The following is a 14,947-nucleotide window of genomic DNA, read 5'->3' as shown; positions in this document are numbered from 1 at the left end:
CTCTTTACTATTTATGGTTTGTAATCACTTCATCAATCAAACCATATTTGCATGCTTCATCAGCACTCATAAAGTTATCTCTATCAGTATCTTTTTCAATAACTTTTAATGGTTGACCAGTTTGTTCAGCAATCATTTTATTAAGAGTATCTTTCATTCTTTGAATCTCTTTTGCCTGAATTTGGATATCAGTTGATTGACCTTGTGCTCCACCTGATGGCTGGTGAATCATAACTCTAGAGTTTGGTAAAGAGTATCTTTTACCTTTTACTCCTGAACTTAATAAAAATGCACCCATTGAAGCAGCTTGTCCAATACAAATAGTACAAACATCAGGTTTGATATAGTTCATAGTATCATATATAGACATTCCACTTGTGATAACTCCACCCGGAGAGTTTATGTATAAATAGATATCTTTATCTGGATCTTCAGCTTCTAGAAAAAGTAATTGCGCTACAACAGTAGAAGCAACAGGATCATTAATCTCTCCACTTAACATAATAATTCTATCTTTAAGAAGTCTTGAATAGATATCATAACTTCTTTCACCTCTACCAGATTTTTCTACAACGTATGGAATATAACTCATATAATCTTCCTATTTATTAATTTATTTACCTAATTTTTCATCAAATAATTTATTTAGAACTTTATCTTCAATCATTGACATTTTAATTGCTGGCATATAACCTGCATCTTGATATTGTTTTAAAACATCTTGAGGATTTTGTCCATTTTGCATTGCTTCATAATAAATTACTTGAGTAACTTCTTGATCATTTACTTCAACACCTTCAGCAGCTGCTAAGGCATCTACAATAAATGTAGCTTTTACAGAAGTTTCAGCATCTGCTCTTAACTCATCTCTGATTACATCAACTTTTGCTGCATCTTCTTGAAGTTCTTTGATTTCTTCTTCTTTCATTGTTCTAACTTTGTTGTTTAACGCATAATTTACTTCTTGTTCAACAACTGTTGCAGGTAATGCAAAGTTTACTTTTTCAACTAATTTATCTAAATATGCAGGTTTTAACTCTTCTCTATAATAAGAGAACATTAATTCTGTTTTCATTTGCTCTTCAATTTTAGCTTTTAAAGTATCAATTGTAGCATCTTCTTCATTTGGAAGCATTTTTTTAGCAAATTCATCATCTAATTCAGCAGGAACTTTTTCTTGAATTTCATGTAATGTTACTTTAAATGTAGCCTCTTTACCAGCTAAATCTTTTGATTGGTAAGCTTCAGGGAAAGTTACTACTACATCTTTTTGCTCTTCATATTTCATACCTAAGATTTGTTCTTCAAATCCTGGAATAAAAGAGTTTGAACCAATTTCTAGTGCATATTTCTCAGCTTTTCCACCTTCAAATGCAACACCATCAACAAATCCTTCGAAATCAATAACAGCGAAATCACCATCTTTTACCATTCTTTTTCTTTTGATTTTTTCTAAAGGAGCAGAACCTTTTGCAAGAGAATCTAATCTTTCATTTAAATCTTTTTTAGCTACTTTTTTCTCTTTAACAGCTGGAATTAATGATTTATAATCACCTAATTCAAATTTTGGTTTACAAGATATTTTAAGTTCAACATCAATATCACCATTATCTTTTTTCTCATATTTAGTAACAGCTGGCTCACCAATTAACTCTTCATTCGCAATTTCTAACTCAGCTAAAGCTTCTTGTAATAAATCTCTTAATACTTCATTAGCAGCATCTTCAGATAACTTTTCACCATATCTAGCTTTTACAACATTAATAGGAACTTTACCTTTTCTAAATCCTTGAATGTTCATTGTTTTAGCAGCTTCTTTAGCAATCTTGTCTGTTTTTGCATCGATTGCAGCGCTATTCATAGTTGCAGTTATTTCTGCATTAGCTTCGTCAACTCTTTTTGCGTTAAATTCCATTAACTTTTCTCCAATATAATAATTTTGAGCGATTTTATCTAAATTTTACTAAGGCTTATATAAAATAAATTTTTAATCAAATCTACACACAAAGAGTAACAATGCAATTTTTATACCCTAATGTACTTTTTCTTATGCTAATTCCAAGTTTAATACTCTTTTTTTTGATTATTACACAAAAGAGTAAATTTGAAAAAATATTCAATCAAAATGTTTTAAATAAACTCACAATTTCAAGTTCAAAATTAACAAAAAAAAGTAGAAATATTTTACTATTTATTTCTCTTATATTTATGATAATTGCCCTTTCTAGACCTGTTAGTAATGAAAAAGAACAAAATATACAGCAAGAGTTAATTCCTATTGTTATTGCAATTGATGCCTCAAAATCAATGTTGGCACAAGATGTTTATCCTAGTAGATTAAAAATGGCAAAAAAGAAGATATTGGACCTAATAAAATCCTCAAAACAACTATCAATTGGAATTATTATTTTTGGGGAATCCTCTTTTATCTTGTCGCCTTTAACAAATGATTTTTTATCACTAAATTTTTTAATAGAGAATTTTGACTATAATTTAAACATAAGTAATGGTTCAAATATCTTTTCAGCACTAGAGGCTTCAAATAAATTATTAAAAGATTATAAATCTAAAAATATTCTTCTTCTAAGTGATGGTGGAAATGCAAATGAATATCAAGAAGAAATAGAGTATGCAAACAAAAATGACCTTAATATTTATACTATTACAATAGCAACAAATGACCCTACACCAATACCTACAAAAGATGGTTATCTAAATGACATAGATGGCAATATTGCAATGGTAAAACTAAATGAAAATATTAAAAAACTTAGCTTAAATACACAAGCAGGATATACCAACTATACTCTAAACAATGATGATATAAACTCAATAATCAATGATATTTCTAAAAAAACAAAAAAGATAAGCATGGAAGTAAAAAAACAAAAAATTTATACTGAACTTTTTTATTACCCTCTTGGATTTGCACTTTTTATACTTTTAATTGCTTTTTCTTCACTGCCAAGTATCAAATCATTTACTAAAGCCTCAGTTTTGTTAATAGGGCTATGCAATATTGATGCAAATGCCTCAATTTTAGATTTTAATACTATAAAAGAAGCAACAAAGGCATACAACAGTAAAGACTATGCTACCTCATCAAATAAATTTAAAGATTTTATAAGTACAAATGAAGGTAAATATAACTTTGCCAACTCATTATATAAAGAAAAGAAATATGAAAGTGCTTTAAAAATGTATAAAGATATTACCACAAGTGATGATTCTTTGGAGTTTAAGAAGTTGCACAATATGGGCAATACCTATGTAAAACTCAATGATTTAAATAGTGCTAAAAAAATGTATGAAAATGCTTTAAAAATAAAAGATGATAAACAGACAAAAGAGAATTTGGAACTTGTTAAAAAAGCTTTAGAAAACAAGCAGAATAAAGATTCAAAACAAAAGCAAGACAATAAAAACAATAAACAAGAAAAAGAAAATAAAGAAAATAAAAATAATAGTAATAACAAAGAGAAATCTAAACAAAATAAAGAAAATAGTACTAATAATAAAAAGAGTAAAGATAGTAAAAGTAATGAAAAGAAAGATAATAAAGAGGCTTCCCAAAGTAAAATAAATGAAGATTTATTATCAAATAAAGAGGAAAAGAAATGGCTAAATTTACTAAAAAATCAAAAAACTCCTATTCTTTTAAAAAAAGTGGAAACAAAGAACAATTCTGAAAATAGTTCTTCATCTCCTTGGTGATATTAGTAGTTAGCTGATTTTCTCATTTGCATCAACTCTCTTTGTACTGAAATATTGATTTTTTCATTTCCTTCAAAGTTAATAGCATAGTTTTTACCATCATAGTCTACTGAATTTAGTATGATTTTCATAGCTTCAATTCTAGATAAAAATTTATCATCACTTCTAACAATATGCCAAGGTGCACTTCTTGAGTTTGTTCGTCTTAGCATTTCGTATTTTTTCTCTGAAAACTCACCCCATAAATCCTGAGCTTGCATATCTACTTCTGAAAACTTCCATTGTCTAAGTGGATCATTGATTCTTCTATCAAATCTTCTTTTTTGTTCATCTTTTGAAACTGAAAAATATAGTTTAATTAGAATCATTCCTTGTCTTACTAAATCTTGCTCAAAATTAACAACATCTTCCATAAAGATTTCATGTTCTTCATGTGTACAAAATCCAAATATTGGTTCAACCATAGCTCTGTTATACCAAGATCTATCAAATAAAACTATCTCACCACCTGTTGGAAAATGCTGAATATATCTTTGGAAAAACCACTGATTTCTTTGTGTATCATTAGGTTTACCAAGAGCAACTATTCTGTAGTGTTTATTATTCATATATCTTGTGATTCTTCTGATTGCCCCACCTTTTCCAGATGCGTCTCTTCCTTCAAAAAGAATAATCATTCTTTTATTCTCTTTTTCTAAATAATTTTGAAGTTTTATTAGCTCAATTTGATAATGCTTAAGCTCTTCTAACTCATAAATCTTTTTGATACCACTTTTCATAATATTTTTATCAAGAGTTTTATAATTTCCAAGTATCTCTTTCATCTCTTTATTTTGAGATAATAGCTTTTCATACTCTTTGTTTGTTATTGATTGGTCTTCATTTTTTATTTCTATTTTTGGTTCTTCTTGTGTAGCAATAATAGTCTCTTTATAAGTATTCATTAGAGATATTGCATCTCTTTTTGTAATATTATCTTTTTTTGAGTACCCCAAAACTTTTACATATCTTTTTTTATTGTATTGAAATCTAGCTACATATTTTTTTCCAAAAGTAACGTGAGCTACTTTAGAAATATATAAACCATTATAATCTGTCTTCTCAAAATCGTTTAAATTCATCTATTATACCTTTGCAAATTTGTTTTCTTTTTCCATATATTCTATCTCTTGTGTTCCTGTATTTACGAAGTCTTTATCTACTTCAAATATGTTTGACTCAACTTTTTCTGGATAATTAACATTTGACAATATATATTTAATACAGTTTAATCTAGCTAGTTTTTTATTGTCACTTCTAATAACTGTCCATGGTGCAATGTCAGTATTAGAAGCCATTAGCATAGAAAACTTAGCCGTTGTATAATTATCCCAAAGTTTTTGTGACTCTTTATCTACAGGAGAGAGTTTAAACTGTTTTAGCGGATCTATCTCTCTTTTTTTAAATCTTCTTGCTTGTTCTTTTTTTGAAACAGAAAAATAGAACTTAAATAAAATTATTCCAGACTTTACAATCATCTTTTCAAACTCTGGGACCTCTCTTAAAAACTCATGATGTTCTTCTGTCGTACAAAATCCCATAACAGGCTCAACACCACCTCTGTTATACCAAGATCTATCAAAAAGAACTATTTCACCAGCACTTGGAAGATGTTGAGTGTATCTTTGAAAATACCACTGTGTTTTTTCTATGTCACCTGGCTTTCCTAATGCTACAATTCTTGCACCCCTAGGATTTAAATGTTCTGCAATTCTTTTGATTGTACCACCTTTTCCAGCAGCATCTCTTCCTTCAAAAAGCATCAAAACTTTTAAGCCTTGATCTTTTACATAGTTTTGAAACTTTAACAATTCTATTTGTAATAAAGTGAGTTCTTTTTCATACTCTAAGGTCTCTTTTTTGACCCATATTTGAACTTTTTTACCTTTTTGTTTTAACTCTTTTCTTTTTCTTTTAAAATTTTTAGATTTATGTTTTAAACTCTCATGGGTATCAATTTCTTCTTCATCCCTAAATTCATCTTCAATTATTGAGCGTTTTTGTCCCATGTTTATAACCTTTTTGTATTTATAGTCTTGATTTATATTCATTATAACCAAAGTTTTTTACAATTTGGTAACAACCATCCCCTTTTTTTATTGCAATAGATGGCAACTTAATTCCATTGAAAGTTGTAGTTTTTACCATCGTATAATGTATCATATCTTCTAAGATTATCTTATCTCCAACTTTCAAAGGCTCATCAAACGAATAATCCCCTATAATATCCCCTGCAAGGCAAGTATTACCGCCAAGCCTATAATTGTGTTTTTTAACATCTATTTCAGCACTATTTTTTATATCTGGTCTGTAAGGCATAGCAAGTGTATCTGGCATATGAGCTTCTGCAGAAGTATCTAAAATAGCTATATCCATACCGTTATTTACTATATCCAAAACTGTTGCAACTAAATATCCAGTTCTCCATCCTACAGCTTCACCTGGTTCTAAATATACTTCTAAATGAGGGTATCTTAATTTAAACTCTTTTAGAAGATATATCAAGCCATTTACATCATAATCCTCTCTTGTAATATGGTGACCACCACCAAAATTTACCCACTTCATTTGAGGTAAAAATTCACCAAATTTTTCTTCAAAATTATTTAAAGCACCCTCTAAAGCATCAACATTTTGTTCGCAAAGTGCATGAAAATGAAGTCCATCAACATTTTCGATTGCATTTTTATCAAAGTTTTTTCTTGTGATTCCTAATCTTGAAAATGCTCCGCAAGGATTATACAAATCAACTTCAACAGAAGAGAACTCAGGATTAACTCTAAGTCCAATTGATGTTTTTCCTATAGCTTTATGTTCAAGCTTCTTTAATTGTGCCATTGAATTAAAAACTATATGATTTGATATGGATACTATCTCATCCACTTCTTCTTCTTTAAAAGCAGGTGAATAAGTATGAACTTCTCTTCCAAACTCTTTAGAAGCAAGTAGTGCTTCATGTAATCCTGATGCACAACACCCTTGCAGATACTCTTTGCATAAACCAAAAGTAGAATAGAGTGAAAAGCCTTTTAGAGCAAGTAAAATTTTCACTCCCGCTTCATCTTGAACTTTTTTTAAAAGTTCAAGATTTTTCTTTAAAAGTTCTTCTTCACATACAAAGCAAGGACTTGGTAGTTCTTCAAAAGAATTAACAATATCACTCATTATAAGGCTCAAAGTCTTCTTTACTTACACCACAATCTGGACACTCCCAATCTTCTGGAAGATCTTCAAATGCAGTACCAGCAGCTATTCCACTATCTTCATCGCCAAGAGCTGGGTCATATATGTAATCACACACTGTACAGATATATTTTTGCATAATTTTTCCTTTAAAAATGTCCCATTTTTCAAGGGGAACCATAATCTTTAACTTCTTTTATCGATGGAAATAAATTCCATCTAAAGAAGCAAAACCTAAAGAAAGTAACGAATTACTTTTTAAAATGTTTTATTCTAACTCAACAATTTTCCAAGGAAGACCTTGTTCCATTAACTCATCCATAAATGGTTTTGCATCAAACTCTTCGATGTTGAATACACCTTTGTTTTTCCAAATACCTTTATAAAGTAATTTAGAACCAATCATTGCAGGAACTCCTGTAGTATAACTTACAGCTTGTGCTCCTGTCTCTTTATAACACTCTTGATGATCACAAATATTATAGATATAAACTTTTTTTGGCTTACCATCTTTTATACCTTCTATGATACATCCAATATTTGTTTTTCCAACAGTTCTTGGTCCTAAGCTTGAAGGGTCTGGTAATAATGTAGTTAAAAACTCTATTGGAATAATTTCTACACCTTTGTGCATAATAGGTTCAATTCCAAGCATTCCTACATTTTGTAAGCAATTCATATGTTGAATATAAGAATCGCCAAATGTCATAAAAAATCTGATTCTTTTAAGACCTTTTATATTTTTAGATAGTGATTCCAACTCTTCATGATATAAAAGATATGATGGCTTTACACCAACTTCAGGATAATCATGGTCAACTCTTATTTCTAAAGGTTTTGTTTCTATCCACTCGCCATTTTCCCAATACCTACCATTTGCAGATACTTCTCTAAGGTTAATCTCTGGATTAAAGTTTGTAGCAAAAGGATATCCATGATCACCTGCATTACAATCCATTATATCAATATAGTGGATTTCATCAAAAAGATTTTGTTGAGCATAAGCACAAAATACGCCAGTAACACCTGGGTCAAATCCTGAACCTAATAATCCCATAATTCCAGCATCTTTAAACTGATCATTTCTTGCCCATTGTTCTTTGTATTCAAATTTTGCAACATCTGGATGTTCATAATTTGCAGTATCCACATAATCAACACCACATTTTGTACAAGCGTCCATGATTGTTAAATCTTGATATGGCAATGCCACATTTAAAACTAACTTTGGGTTAACTTTTTCAATAAGTATTACTAAATCATCAACACTATCAGCATCTACAGAAGCTACAGAGATTTCTACATTTTGATTTTTTAAAATGTCATCTCTAATTGATTCACATTTTGAAATAGTTCTTGAAGCTAATGTAATTTTCTCAAATGTATCTATATTCATCGCACACTTTACAGTTGCAACTCGACTAACCCCACCAGCACCAATAATTAATATACCTTTTTTCATAAAAACCTCTAATTTTAAAATTGTATTATTATATTAAAATAATAGTTAAAGAACAACAAGGTTACCAAAATTTGGTTAAAATTTAATTACAAAAAATAAATTCTCTTTAAAGAAATTTAAGCTATACTTCTCCTCTTCGATATGGGGATGACTTGGTATCGATTAGAGCAGTGAGGATTGGTTGCATGTCGGCCTGAACACGCCGTTATACGGTTCATTTTTTTTAGACGCAAATAATACAAATTACGCTCCAGCTTACGCTAAAGTAGCATAAGTTAAACACAGACTCGCCTAACGGCTTGAGACTTTGGAGGTTTCCACTACAGATTCTATCTATGTAGTATTACGGAGATTCACCCTAGATAGATTATCATTTTAGAGTTGATTTGACTATTTTGAGACATTTAAAATCTTAGCTTCACAATATGCCTTGCAGGTTGAGTTGTTGTAAAGTGAAATTCTTCAACCTTTTACTAAACATGTAGACGCTGGTAGTAGCTGTTTTAAGACTGGAGTTCAATTCTCCACATCTCCACAAAAAATCTAAATCAATCCTTAGAAGTTTGGTTTTTCCCACTATGTTTAGATACATACATTAACTTATCTATTCTTTCATAAATAGAAGTTGGAGTATCGTTATCTTTTACTTCCGTAATACCTATACTAATTGTAATTTTTTTATTATTAACCATATTCATTTTAGAAACTGCTTCTCTTATTTTTTCTGTGACTACATAGGCTTCATCTATTAATGTTTTAGGAAAAATTATAACAAACTCTTCACCACCAACTCTAAAGATTAAATCTGTTTTTCTTATATTGTCTTTTATCTCTTTTGTCATTTCCACTAAAACTTTATCCCCTACATCATGACCATAAGTATCATTTATGACTTTAAAATCATCAATATCATACATGGCCATACAAAATTTACTTTTGTATCTATTATATAAATCAAACTTCTCTTCTATTCTTTCATTGTATGCTTTTCTGTTAAAAACTGATGTCAATTCATCACGATATGCTTGTTTTTTTAATTTTTGATATACTTCATGTAGTTCAGTTATATCTCTACTAATTCCTAAAATACCTTCATTTTTACTTTTTTTATACTTGAAAGGAACCTTTTTTGTTTGCAATAGTATATTAGAGTTTTCTATTTTTGCCCATTCATTATTTACCAATAATTTATTTTTACTAAGTACCTCTTTGTCTTTTTCATAAGATAATTGTGCATACTCTTTTTCAAAAATATCAAAATCATTTTTACCTATAATCTCAGACTCTTTTTTACCACAAAACTTCTCAAAACTCTTATTACAGCCTAAATATCTAAATTTATTATCCTTATAAAAAATCAAATCATCAGTAGAGTTTATTACTATATGAAGTAGCTCTTTGATACGTCTACTTTTATTTAAAAAATAGATAATTAGCAAAAAAACTACAATTAATGAAAGTATAAAAAACATAGTTAGCTTTTGATCTCTTTTAGAAATTTCTATAGTCATCATCTTACGAGGATTTTCATCATAGATAAACTCGTCTATATTAATCTCTTCCTTTACTAAACCAAATAGTTTAAAAACGTTATAGATATTTTCTAGTTTATTCTTATCAAGATAACCTATACCTTCATTATCAGAATAAGCTAATCTTTCTAAAATCTCACCTTCTTTTATAAGATGTATGTATGATTTATTTTGCGTATTGTATTTTTTATATATTAATTCAGCTGCTTCAGTTTTATTCTTAAATGCATATTCCCAGCCTCTTATACTTGCTTCATAAAAGTCTTTTGTAATTTTTGGATTATTTTTTATAAATTTTGAAGAAGTAAAAAGTATATCACTGTAAAAATGAAACCCATAATCACTTGGATGAAATATTTTATAATCTATATCTTTATCTTTTAATACTATTGGTTCATTTGATAAATATGATGCCATCGCATCAGTTTTTCCTACTATTAAATCATTTATATCAAAAGAGTGTTTTTGTACGATATAATCACTATTTTTTAAGTTATTTGCACTTAACATTGCCAATAAAGATGCAGAAAAAACAGCATCAGGTGTAATCATAACTTTTTTATTTCTTAAATCTTGAACACTATTTATATTTGCATCTTTTCTTACTAAAAGCATCAAAGGTGATTCTTGAAAAATTGCACCCAAGGCAACAACATCCTCACCATTTTCTCTCTCAACTAATAAAGAAGATCGACCAACTGCAAAATCAGCTTTGTTTGTTTTAATATCATCAACTAAATTAGTAGTAGAAGTAAATTCTTTAATTTCTACATCAAGCCCTACATCATTATAAAATCCTTTTTCTTTAGCAATATAATATCCTGCAAATTGAAATTGATTTAGCCAGTTAAGTTGAAGTGTTATTTTTTTATTATTAGCAGATAAAAGAAGTGAAAAAAAAGTTAATAGTAAGAGTATCTTTTTCATGAATTGCCCTTGTTTATAACATTAGTATATCAATATTTTTATTATTTTTCCACTTTTTTTAAGAGTTCAAAGGGATTAATCCTTTTGAACTCTTGGTTTTCGTTGTCTATTTTGTCTATTATCTACTCTTGAAGAGTTTGGTTTAGCTGAGCCAAACTTTGAGTTATTTGAAGATTCTTTAAATTTTTTACCTTCATTACTCAATTTAGACTTTCTATTTTCTTGAGTATTTTTTGATTCATTATCTTTTCTAAAAGGTTTTTTATCTTTATTTCTGTTATCTCTTGGAGCTCTTGTATCAGTTTTTTTAGGCGAATTTCTAGATGATGAATTGTTTCTTCCTCTATTTCCACCTGCTTTAATAGGTTCAGCTTTTATTCTAGGGTCTACTTCAAAACCTTCTATTACAACTTTTTTTATTGAAGTTTTGATTAATTTTTCTATACCTTTTAAATAGTCATGTTCATCAACACATACTAAAGATACAGCTTCTCCTTCATTTCCTGCTCTTCCTGTTCTTCCGATTCTATGAACATAATCCTCAGCAACATTTGGCAACTCAAAATTAACCACATGGGGAAGTTGGTCTATATCTATTCCACGTGCTGCAATATCTGTTGCCACAAGTACTCTTACAGCACCTGCTTTAAAATCAGCCAAAGCTTTTGTTCTAGCACCTTGAGATTTATTACCATGTATTGCAGTAGCACTAATTCCATCAAGTTCTAATTGCTGGCTTAATTTATTTGCTCCATGTTTTGTTCTTGTAAAAACAAGTATTTGTTTCCAATTACCCTCTTTTATAAGTTTTGATAAAAGTGCTTTTTTTCTATCTTTATCCACTAAGTGAATAACTTGAGAAACCATTTCAGAAGAAGTGTTTCTTCTAGCTACTTCTATTAACTTTGGATTGTTTAATATTCCATCTGATAATTTTTTAATCTCGTCAGAAAATGTTGCTGAAAATAGAAGGTTTTGTCTATGAGCTGGTAAAAGAGCAAGGACTTTTCTAATATCTCTTATAAAACCCATATCAAGCATTCTATCTGCTTCATCAAGGATAAAACATTCAACATGTGATATATCAATTGTATTTTGTTCTATATGGTCCAAAAGCCTTCCTGGCGTTGCAATTACTATATCAACACCTTTTCTTAAAAGTGCTTTTTGGGGATTTATTCCAACTCCTCCAAAAATAACTGCTGTTTTTATAGGAAGATATTTTCCATAATCATCAACACTTTGTGCAACTTGAGCTGCTAATTCTCTTGTGGGTGTTAAAATCAAAGCCTTAATATTTGGCTTTGTATTTTTTGAAGTTTTGCTACTTAATAATTGTAATAATGGAAGTGTAAATCCTGCAGTTTTACCAGTACCTGTTTGAGCACCTGCTAAAACATCATGTTTGTCTAAAATAACAGGAATAGCCTGCTCTTGTATAGGACTTGGTTTTGTATAACCTTTATCCTTAATTGCTTTTAATAATGGTTCAATTAAACCAAGTTCTTTAAATGTCATAAATACCTTTTGTAAATATATGTTGTTTTGTTGGTTGGTTTTTCGTAAGAATTACTAGAAACTGAGTCAATCTGTGAGTAATATATTTTATTTTGTATATTATAGCATATAAATCAAACTTTTATACTGTAAACATAGCCCAATGCTTGTCATCTTTTAAAGCAGTAGTTAAAAGTTCTCCTGTGTGATTACAAATAATCCCTAAACTTTCTAATTGTTCAACTGCTCCATATTCCTCAACACATACAATACAAGAACTAAATTCAACGCCAACTTCTAAAAGTTCTTTTACTTTTTCTTGTAGTGCAGTTTCATTTTTAAGGGTTTTAATTGAAGCTCCCCAAAACATAATATGAACTCTTTTCCAATACTCTCGAGGTAAAGAAACACCACCATATAAAAAAGGAAATTTCAATATTGTATCTAGATTATCAGTTGAAATTACAATTAAAAGATTCTCTTTTGCCATATTTATAATCTTTATTTATTTCTTCTATCTTTATTTGGAAGAATAATTTTAAAATTAACACCATCATTATAATTCTTAACACTAATCTTACCACCAAGTTTATCCACAATAAGTTTTGTTGCATACATTCCAACACCTGTACCTAAACCTATTGGTTTTGTAGTAAAGTTTAAATCAAATATTTTATGAAGAATATTCTCTTTTATTCCACCTGCATTATCAAAATAATCTATTTCTATATTCTCATCTTTTTTAAAAAATAGTATCATTATTTTTCTATTGCTTATGCTATTTTCGATAAAAGCATCTCTTGAATTACTAATAAAATTAAGAAAAATATGTTGAAACTCATTTGATATGCCATATAATTGAATATCTTTATTACCATCAATTTTTACATCGATTTGATTATTTTTTAGCTCATCATCAACTAACAATAAAACATTTTGTAGATTTTCATATAGAGTAAATTTATCATAAGTATCACTTGGATTAAAAAAAGTTCTAAATCCATTTAAAGTAGATGCTAAGTGAGTTATTTGTCTTTGTATCTTTCCTGATAAGTCATCAGCATAAGCTTGATTCATCTCACCATGTTTTACACTCTCACTCAAATCAATAGCATATAAAGACATTATAGATAAAGGCTGTTTCCACTGATGTGCAATAATATCAACCAAATTACCAATTAGTGCTTTTTTAGATTGTTGAACTAAATTGGAATCTAAAACTTCCATTTCATTAATATTTTTTTCAATTTGTTTTTTAAGTTCACTATTTATATCATCCAATCTTTTTTTATCTGTGATATCTTTTCGAAATGAGATAAAACCACTTATATTCATGTCTTTATCATATTTTGGAACAATTGTTCCATCAACCCAATATGTATGTCCATACTTATCAATATTTTTAAGCTCACCCTTCCAAATCTTTCCAGAATGTAAACTTTCCCACATATCCTTAAAAACACTTTTTGGAATATCAGGATGTCTTATTATACTGTGAGGTCTTCCTATTAATTCATTTTCTCCATAACCAGTAATCTCACTAAAAGCAGATGAGATATGAGTTATTATCCCATCTCTATCTGTCTCTGTCATTAGAATATATTTATCCATAACATCTAACAGATTTTTATACTCTTCATTTTTTAGAGCAAGTCTTGCTTTTATATTATACACATAATATGCATGTGCAATTAAAATTAAAATCAAGATTGAAAGAACAAAAAACAATATCTTTGTTCTATATTTCATATCGTAAATTCCTGCTTGATTATTAAACTCTATAAAATAGTTTAAATCTCTTTTTATATCATAATAAGGAATTAAAGATATTGATACTACTTTTTTATCTCTTTCAAATAAAAGAATATCTTTTTGTGCATATTTAATTGCATTAAATACTTCAGTTTTTTTCAAGTAGTATAACTGTTCTTCATCTGTAAATATTGAAGAAAGTGTTAGCAGTCTTTTTTCATATTCTAAATAGTTATGAATATCTTTTACTGAATTTAGTAAAATGATCTTACGAAACTTATTATAAATTTTTTTGTCAATATCTTCTGAAAAAAACTCTTTTATAACTTTAAACTCTTTATAGTCACTGGCTAAAGTATTTTCTAAAACACTATTTATATGTAAGTTTTGATTATAAATTAAACTAGTATATATGACTAATTCTAAAAATAAAAAAATAAAAAAAGTAGAAATTATATTTAACATTTATGCACTTAAAACAGTTTCTAACTTTTTCTCAATATTTTCCATAGAGCTAAATGGCTTCATTATATAATGAGTTGCTCCATTTTTGTGGGCTTTTAAAACTCTATCAAGAGTTGAACTTGCAGTCATCATAATAACTTTTATTCCAGGATTCTTTTTGACTATCTTATCTAAAGCTTCAAGTCCATCCATTTGTGGCATAACAATATCTAAAAAGACTACATCTATCTTAGAGTCAATATTATCAATAGCAGTAAGAGGATTAGAATAAGTAGAGATATTATACTTTTTACTTCTTGACAGAGACTTTTGTAACATATCAATTATTTCTCGTGTATCATCAACAATAGCTATATTATAAATTTTATCATTCATT

The 14,947-nt window shown here is 28.6% G+C and carries 13 protein-coding genes and 1 other RNA gene; 2 read left to right on the top strand and 12 right to left on the bottom strand.

Features of this window, described 5'->3' with window-relative positions; translation table 11 throughout:
- Positions 1-7: 7 nt before the first annotated feature.
- Positions 8-592 (bottom strand): ATP-dependent Clp endopeptidase proteolytic subunit ClpP, encoded by a 585-nt coding sequence (clpP, locus tag Q0617_RS11480; protein WP_298753439.1) that lies wholly within the window; start codon positions 590-592, stop codon positions 8-10.
- 21 nt (positions 593-613) lie between these two features.
- Positions 614-1,915 carry a trigger factor gene (gene tig / locus Q0617_RS11475; protein WP_298753438.1) on the bottom strand — a complete coding sequence of 434 codons (1,302 nt, stop codon included), beginning with the start codon at positions 1,913-1,915 and terminating at the stop codon, positions 614-616.
- Between the two features lie 101 nt (positions 1,916-2,016).
- Between tig and Q0617_RS11470 the strand changes: the two genes are divergently transcribed.
- On the top strand, positions 2,017-3,714 hold the full coding sequence (locus tag Q0617_RS11470) for a VWA domain-containing protein (RefSeq protein ID WP_298753437.1): 1,698 nt from the start codon (positions 2,017-2,019) through the stop codon (positions 3,712-3,714).
- A gap of 2 nt (positions 3,715-3,716) precedes the next feature.
- On the opposite strand, the gene ppk2 (Q0617_RS11465) is transcribed toward Q0617_RS11470, so the two are convergent.
- The 5 genes from ppk2 (Q0617_RS11465) to Q0617_RS11445 all read right to left on the bottom strand — a co-directional run bounded on the left by ppk2 (Q0617_RS11465) (position 3,717) and on the right by Q0617_RS11445 (position 8,398).
- Complete coding sequence (gene ppk2 / locus Q0617_RS11465) at positions 3,717-4,835, bottom strand: polyphosphate kinase 2 (protein WP_298753436.1); 1,119 nt, start codon at positions 4,833-4,835, stop codon at positions 3,717-3,719.
- A gap of 3 nt (positions 4,836-4,838) precedes the next feature.
- Positions 4,839-5,762: a polyphosphate kinase 2 gene (ppk2, locus tag Q0617_RS11460; RefSeq protein ID WP_298753435.1), complete on the bottom strand. Its 924-nt coding sequence runs from the start codon at positions 5,760-5,762 to the stop codon at positions 4,839-4,841.
- 19 nt (positions 5,763-5,781) lie between these two features.
- On the bottom strand, positions 5,782-6,918 hold the full coding sequence (nspC, locus tag Q0617_RS11455; protein WP_298753433.1) for a carboxynorspermidine decarboxylase: 1,137 nt from the start codon (positions 6,916-6,918) through the stop codon (positions 5,782-5,784).
- Complete coding sequence (rd, locus tag Q0617_RS11450; RefSeq protein ID WP_298753432.1) at positions 6,911-7,075, bottom strand: rubredoxin; 165 nt, start codon at positions 7,073-7,075, stop codon at positions 6,911-6,913. The genes nspC and rd overlap by 8 nt, the downstream gene beginning before the upstream one ends.
- Before the next feature lie 129 nt (positions 7,076-7,204).
- Entirely contained in the window at positions 7,205-8,398 is a 1,194-nt protein-coding gene (locus tag Q0617_RS11445) for a saccharopine dehydrogenase family protein (protein WP_298753431.1), read from the bottom strand.
- A 143-nt stretch (positions 8,399-8,541) separates the two neighbouring features.
- On the opposite strand from Q0617_RS11445, the gene ssrA reads away from it, so the two are divergent.
- Positions 8,542-8,936, top strand: a transfer-messenger RNA (tmRNA) gene (gene ssrA, locus Q0617_RS11440).
- Between the two features lie 10 nt (positions 8,937-8,946).
- On the opposite strand, the gene Q0617_RS11435 is transcribed toward ssrA, so the two are convergent.
- The 5 genes from Q0617_RS11435 to Q0617_RS11415 form a co-directional block, all read right to left on the bottom strand.
- Complete coding sequence (locus Q0617_RS11435) at positions 8,947-10,857, bottom strand: ABC transporter substrate-binding protein (protein ID WP_298753430.1); 1,911 nt, start codon at positions 10,855-10,857, stop codon at positions 8,947-8,949.
- A gap of 75 nt (positions 10,858-10,932) precedes the next feature.
- On the bottom strand, positions 10,933-12,375 hold the full coding sequence (locus Q0617_RS11430) for a DEAD/DEAH box helicase (RefSeq protein WP_298753429.1): 1,443 nt from the start codon (positions 12,373-12,375) through the stop codon (positions 10,933-10,935).
- 121 nt (positions 12,376-12,496) lie between these two features.
- Positions 12,497-12,844 (bottom strand): DsrE family protein, encoded by a 348-nt coding sequence (locus tag Q0617_RS11425; protein ID WP_298753428.1) that lies wholly within the window; start codon positions 12,842-12,844, stop codon positions 12,497-12,499.
- 11 nt (positions 12,845-12,855) lie between these two features.
- The gene (locus tag Q0617_RS11420) at positions 12,856-14,571 is read right to left on the bottom strand and encodes a PAS domain-containing sensor histidine kinase (protein ID WP_298753427.1); all 1,716 of its coding nucleotides are present in this window, start codon (positions 14,569-14,571) and stop codon (positions 12,856-12,858) included.
- Entirely contained in the window at positions 14,572-14,946 is a 375-nt protein-coding gene (locus Q0617_RS11415) for a response regulator (protein WP_298753426.1), read from the bottom strand. It abuts the gene before it with no gap.
- Position 14,947: the final 1 nt, after the last annotated feature.

Origin of the sequence: uncultured Arcobacter sp., assembly GCF_937982575.1 — a bacterium.
GTDB lineage: Bacteria > Campylobacterota > Campylobacteria > Campylobacterales > Arcobacteraceae > Arcobacter.
The sequence above is the reverse complement of the archived record's forward strand: the minus strand, read 5'-3'. Positions and strand labels throughout refer to the sequence as shown.

What these genes read in the sequence shown, in the direction of transcription:
- Q0617_RS11470 (WP_298753437.1), top strand. Translation starts at nt 2,017, where the DNA reads ATGCAATTTTTATACCCTAATGTACTTTTTCTTATGCTAATTCCAAGT.
- Q0617_RS11435 (WP_298753430.1), bottom strand. Translation starts at nt 10,857, where the DNA reads ATGAAAAAGATACTCTTACTATTAACTTTTTTTTCACTTCTTTTATCT.
- Q0617_RS11445 (WP_298753431.1), bottom strand. Translation starts at nt 8,398, where the DNA reads ATGAAAAAAGGTATATTAATTATTGGTGCTGGTGGGGTTAGTCGAGTT.
- Q0617_RS11430 (WP_298753429.1), bottom strand. Translation starts at nt 12,375, where the DNA reads ATGACATTTAAAGAACTTGGTTTAATTGAACCATTATTAAAAGCAATT.
- rd (WP_298753432.1), bottom strand. Translation starts at nt 7,075, where the DNA reads ATGCAAAAATATATCTGTACAGTGTGTGATTACATATATGACCCAGCT.
- clpP (WP_298753439.1), bottom strand. Translation starts at nt 592, where the DNA reads ATGAGTTATATTCCATACGTTGTAGAAAAATCTGGTAGAGGTGAAAGA.
- ppk2 (WP_298753436.1), bottom strand. Translation starts at nt 4,835, where the DNA reads ATGAATTTAAACGATTTTGAGAAGACAGATTATAATGGTTTATATATT.
- Q0617_RS11425 (WP_298753428.1), bottom strand. Translation starts at nt 12,844, where the DNA reads ATGGCAAAAGAGAATCTTTTAATTGTAATTTCAACTGATAATCTAGAT.
- ppk2 (WP_298753435.1), bottom strand. Translation starts at nt 5,762, where the DNA reads ATGGGACAAAAACGCTCAATAATTGAAGATGAATTTAGGGATGAAGAA.
- Q0617_RS11420 (WP_298753427.1), bottom strand. Translation starts at nt 14,571, where the DNA reads ATGTTAAATATAATTTCTACTTTTTTTATTTTTTTATTTTTAGAATTA.
- nspC (WP_298753433.1), bottom strand. Translation starts at nt 6,918, where the DNA reads ATGAGTGATATTGTTAATTCTTTTGAAGAACTACCAAGTCCTTGCTTT.
- tig (WP_298753438.1), bottom strand. Translation starts at nt 1,915, where the DNA reads ATGGAATTTAACGCAAAAAGAGTTGACGAAGCTAATGCAGAAATAACT.
- Q0617_RS11415 (WP_298753426.1), bottom strand. Translation starts at nt 14,946, where the DNA reads ATGAATGATAAAATTTATAATATAGCTATTGTTGATGATACACGAGAA.